Annotated in this window: 5 protein-coding genes; 1 reads left to right on the top strand and 4 read right to left on the bottom strand. The window is 70.7% G+C overall.

Translation table 11 applies throughout. From position 1 onward, the window contains the following. The 4 genes from ACWJ6R_RS30655 to ACWJ6R_RS30640 all read right to left on the bottom strand — a co-directional run. The coding region (locus ACWJ6R_RS30655; protein WP_449065563.1) for a bifunctional transcriptional activator/DNA repair enzyme AdaA at positions 1-612 on the bottom strand (612 nt) is incomplete at its 3' end. 178 nt (positions 613-790) lie between these two features. Then, the gene (locus ACWJ6R_RS30650; RefSeq protein ID WP_449065562.1) at positions 791-1,732 is read right to left on the bottom strand and encodes an NYN domain-containing protein; all 942 of its coding nucleotides are present in this window, start codon (positions 1,730-1,732) and stop codon (positions 791-793) included. 100 nt (positions 1,733-1,832) lie between these two features. Beyond that, positions 1,833-2,030 (bottom strand): acyl-CoA carboxylase subunit epsilon, encoded by a 198-nt coding sequence (locus ACWJ6R_RS30645; RefSeq protein ID WP_449065561.1) that lies wholly within the window; start codon positions 2,028-2,030, stop codon positions 1,833-1,835. Beyond that, the gene (locus ACWJ6R_RS30640; RefSeq protein WP_449065560.1) at positions 2,027-3,619 is read right to left on the bottom strand and encodes an acyl-CoA carboxylase subunit beta; all 1,593 of its coding nucleotides are present in this window, start codon (positions 3,617-3,619) and stop codon (positions 2,027-2,029) included. The genes ACWJ6R_RS30645 and ACWJ6R_RS30640 overlap by 4 nt, the downstream gene beginning before the upstream one ends. A 143-nt stretch (positions 3,620-3,762) precedes the next feature. On the opposite strand from ACWJ6R_RS30640, the gene ACWJ6R_RS30635 reads away from it, so the two are divergent. Next, positions 3,763-4,545 (top strand): ABC transporter ATP-binding protein, encoded by a 783-nt coding sequence (locus ACWJ6R_RS30635; RefSeq protein ID WP_449065559.1) that lies wholly within the window; start codon positions 3,763-3,765, stop codon positions 4,543-4,545. Positions 4,546-4,587: the final 42 nt, after the last annotated feature.

The following is a 4,587-nucleotide window of genomic DNA, read 5'->3' as shown; positions in this document are numbered from 1 at the left end:
CGCCGCGGTCCGCAAGCCGCCGGCGCCCGCCCGGCTCGCCGGGCCCCCTGCGGTCCGCAGGTCGCCGGGGGGGAATCCGTAGGTCTCCTTCATCGTCGCGTTGAACTGCCGCACGCTCCCGAACCCCGAGGCGAACGCCACGTCGGTGATCGGCAGGCCGGTCTCGGTCAGCAGCTGCTTGGCCAGCAGCAGGCGCTTGGTCCTGGCCACGGCCAGCGGGCCGGTGCCCAGCTCGGCGGTGAACAGCCGGCGCAGGTGCCGCTCGGTGACGTGCAGCCGCCCGGCCAGCCCCGCCACCCCGTCATCGTCGGCCACGCCCTCGTCGATCAGCCGGAGCGCCCTGCCGATCAGATCGCCCCGGTGGTCCCAGCCGGGATCACCGGGGCTGAGCTCGGGGCGGCACCGCCGGCAGGGCCGGAATCCGGCCGCCTCGGCGGAGGCGGCGTGCCGGTAGAAACGCACGTTGCGGGAGGCGGGCGTGCGGGCCGGGCAGATCGGACGGCAGTAGATCCGGGTCGAGGTGACCGCCGTGTAGAACCGCCCGTCGAACCGGGCGTCCCGCGCGGCGACGGCACGGTAACAGGAATCGAAGTCGAGCTCTCTCACGGACACGTCTACGACGCTATCCGCAGCGCAGGCCGTACGGCTGGCGGGAATCGGACGTGACCGTGACCGCGGTGGGGCGCCGCGGCGGGCGGTCGCGCCACCGGCGGGAATCGTCCAGGCCGTGCCCGTCCGGACCGTGTCCGTCCGGACCGTTCCATCCGGACCGGCGACCGCTCGACGGTGATCACTTGGAGGAGATGCCGACCCCCAGGTCGAACTCGCGGTAGACGCGGGCCCAGAAGCCGTCGCGGAGCCAGACGCGGGCCTCGGGGAACGGCCGCAGGGAGTGGCCGAGCTCCTTCTCCGCCTCGATCAGCAGCTCGGTGTCGATGACCGTGGGCAGGATCGGGCCGGGGAGCAGGTCGCGGATGTTGTCGCGGCCGCGGGTGAGGATCCACTTCTGGGCGACGTGCTCGCCGACCTCCTCGACGCGGGGGCGGCTGGGGCCGAGTTTGGTGACCTGCCCGACGGGGATCTTCGGCTTGATCGAGGCCGGGGTGCGCCCGGCGAAGACCTGCGCGGGAGAGGGTGTGGCGGGCGGGACCGGGACGGGCTGGGGGGCGCGGCTGAAGAAGTCGCGGAGGAAGTCGGCGCTGAGGATCTCGACGGTGTCGGCCTCCCAGACGAGCCGCTCGGCCTGGTTGGTGCCGTAGGGAGGCTCGACGCCCCACAGGTGGATGCGCACGCCGTAGGCCTGGGCGGCCTCGACCGCCGGGACCATGTCCTCGTCCCCGGCGATCAGTATCGTGTCGCTGACCGCGTGGTGGCGGGCCAGCGCCTCCAGATCGCTCCGGATCTGGGCGTCCACGCCCTTCTGCTGGCCGCGGGCGTTGAGGTTGCCCAGGCGCACCTTGACCCAGGGCAGCTGGGCGATGACGCGCTGGTCGACCGTCGGCACGCGGTCGCGGGCGGCGTCGTACCAGTAGATCCGGAGCAGCTCGCCGTGGATGCGCGCCTCGGCGTGCTTCTGCAGCGCCTGGATCAGCTCGTCCGCGGCGACCTTGTACTCCTTGCGCTCCTTGGCGCCCAGCAGCACCTCACCCGCCGCGGCGTACAGGTAGCCCACGTCGACGAGTACGGCGTACTTCGCGGCGACGGGGTGAGCGGTGAGGTCAAGGATGGCCATGTCGTCCTCCAGGCCTCGTGGCTAGCTGATCGGCTGACTATATGCGCCCATTTCTTAGATGGTCCCAACTCTCGCGCGACTTGACACCCTGTTCCGGGATCTATCTTGGCAGCTGGCTCGATCTCCACGCGCCTTGTCCGACCGGAAACGGCTTTCGCATTCGATGGGCTGGATTACGCCAATTTTCTGACTTTTGTGTGACTTTTATGGGCGGGGCGCGATGCGAGGCCAGGGCGAGGACCAGCGCGGCGACCTCCTCGGGCGTCGCGTCACCCCGGACGATCTTCAGATGGGTCATAGCGGGATGTTCCCATGCTTCTTCGGCGGCAGGGCCGCGCGCTTGTTGCGCAGCGCGCGCAGCGCCCTGACGATCTGGACTCGGGTGTCGGAGGGTCGGATCACCGCGTCCACATACCCTCTTTCGGCCGCGAGATACGGATTGGCGAGGGTGTCCTCGTACTCGGTGACGAGCCGGGCCCGCTCGGCGTCCGGATCGGCGGCCGCGGCGAGCTCGCGCCGGTAGAGGATGTTGACCGCGCCCTGCGCCCCCATCACCGCGATCTGCGCGGTCGGCCAGGCCAGGTTGACGTCCGCGCCCAGGTGCTTGGAGCCCATGACGTCGTAGGCGCCGCCGTACGCCTTGCGGGTGATCACCGTGACCAGCGGCACGGTCGCCTCGGCGTAGGCGTACAGCAGTTTGGCGCCGCGGCGGATGATGCCGTTCCACTCCTGGTCGGTGCCGGGCAGGAAGCCCGGGACGTCGACGAACGTCAGCACGGGGACGTTGAAGGCGTCGCAGGTGCGCACGAACCGGGCGGCCTTCTCCGAGGCCGCGATGTCCAGCGTGCCGGCGAAGCTCATCGGCTGGTTGGCGACGACGCCCACCGAGCGGCCCTCCACCCGGCCGAAGCCCACCAGGATGTTGGGGGCGAACTGGGCGTGCAGCTCCAGGAACTCGCCGTCGTCCAGCACGGACTCGATCACCGTGTGCATGTCGTACGGCTGGTTGGCCGAGTCCGGGATCAGCGTGTCGAGCCCGCGGTCGGCCTCGGTGACCTCCAGGACCGGGTCGGCCTCCGCGACCGGGGCCTCGTCCATGTTGTTGGACGGCAGGTAGGACAGCAGAGCGCGGGCGAACTCCAGGCAGTCGGCCTCGTCGGCGGCCTCGTAGTGCGCCACGCCCGAGCGGGAGTTGTGCGTGTGCGCGCCGCCGAGCTCCTCGAAGGTCACCTCCTCGCCGGTGACCGTCTTGATGACGTCCGGCCCGGTGATGAACATGTGCGACTTCTCCGAGACCATCAGGACGAAGTCGGTGAGGGCGGGGGAGTAGACCGCGCCGCCCGCGCACGGGCCCATGACCAGGGAGATCTGCGGGATCACGCCGGAGGCGTGCACGTTCCGCTTGAAGATCTCGGCGTAGAGGCCCAGCGAGACGACGCCTTCCTGGATGCGGGCCCCGCCGGAGTCGTTGATGCCGATCACCGGGCAGCCGGTCTTGAGCGCGTGGTCCATGACCTTGACGATCTTCTCGCCGAAGACCTCGCCCAGCGACCCGCCGAACACCGTGAAGTCCTGGGCGAACACCGCGACCGGGCGGCCGTCCACCGTGCCGTGGCCGGTCACCACCCCGTCGCCGTAGGGGCGCTCGCGCTCCAGGCCGAAGCTCGTGGACCGGTGCCGGGCCAGCTCGTCGAACTCCACGAAACTGCCCGGGTCCAGCAGTGCGGCCACCCGTTCGCGGGCGGTCATCTTGCCCTTGGCGTGCTGCTTCTCCACGGCACGGGCGGAACCGGCGTGGGCGGCCTCGTCCAGGCGGCGCTCCAGGTCGGCGATCTTGCCCGCCGTGGTGTGGATGTCGATCCCGGGGGAAACCGGCTCAGCGGTCATTCGGCGGCTCCATGCTCGCGTCTCCGGAGGTCCATGCCAAGCAGGGTAACCGCTCGCTGACATCCAGAACCAATAGGGGCGCCCGTTCGTTGCACGCCGTAGGGATAGGCTGGGTAAACCGTAAATTTGGCAAATTAGGGGCCATGGTGGACGTTGCGGATGCGGTACGGACGCAGGGGCTGCTGAAGAGATTCGGGCAGCAGATCGCCGTGGGCGGTGTCGATCTCGTGGTGCCGCAGGGCAGCTTCGCCGGGCTGGTCGGCCCCAACGGCGCCGGCAAGACCACCACGCTGAGCATGGTCACGGGCCTGCTCCGCCCGGACGGCGGCGGCGTGTGGATCGGCGGCGCCGACGTCTGGCGCGACCCGGTGGCGGTCAAGGCCCGCATCGGCGTCCTGCCCGAGGGGCTGCGCCTGTTCGAGCGCCTGTCGGGCCGCGAGCTGCTCTCCTACAACGGCCAGCTCCGGGGCATCCCCAAGGACGAGGTGGAGCGGCGCGCCGAGGAGCTGCTGCGGGTCATGGACCTGGTGGAGTCGGCCGACAAGCTCGTCGTCGACTACTCCACCGGCATGCGCAAGAAGATCGGCCTGGCCGCCGCGCTGCTGCACAACCCCCGGGTGCTCTTCCTCGACGAGCCGTTCGAGGGCGTGGACCCGGTCAGCGCCAACACGCTGGTCGAGGTGCTCCGGCGCTACACCGCCTCCGGCTCCACCGTCGTCTTCTCCAGCCACGTCATGGAGCTGGTCGAGCGGCTGTGCGACTGGGTCTCGGTGATGAGCCGCGGCCGGATCGTCGCGCAGGGCCCGCTGGAGGAGGTGCGCGGCGGGCGGAGCCTCAACGAGGCGTTCCTCAGCCTGGTCGGCGCGCACGCCGAGCACGGCGGCGGAGAGGAGGGGCTCTCGTGGCTGGGCGCGACCTCGGCGTGAGCGGCGACGGTTCCACCGGGGCCCGCCCCGGCTCCGGACGCG

This window comes from Planomonospora algeriensis (genome assembly GCF_977012225.1).
The sequence above is the reverse complement of the archived record's forward strand: the minus strand, read 5'-3'. Positions and strand labels throughout refer to the sequence as shown.

Excerpts from the sequence above, each read along its gene's own strand:
- ACWJ6R_RS30640 (WP_449065560.1), bottom strand. The coding sequence starts at position 3,619 with ATGACCGCTGAGCCGGTTTCCCCCGGGATCGACATCCACACCACGGCG.
- ACWJ6R_RS30650 (WP_449065562.1), bottom strand. The coding sequence starts at position 1,732 with ATGGCCATCCTTGACCTCACCGCTCACCCCGTCGCCGCGAAGTACGCC.
- ACWJ6R_RS30635 (WP_449065559.1), top strand. The coding sequence starts at position 3,763 with ATGGTGGACGTTGCGGATGCGGTACGGACGCAGGGGCTGCTGAAGAGA.
- ACWJ6R_RS30645 (WP_449065561.1), bottom strand. The coding sequence starts at position 2,030 with ATGACCCATCTGAAGATCGTCCGGGGTGACGCGACGCCCGAGGAGGTC.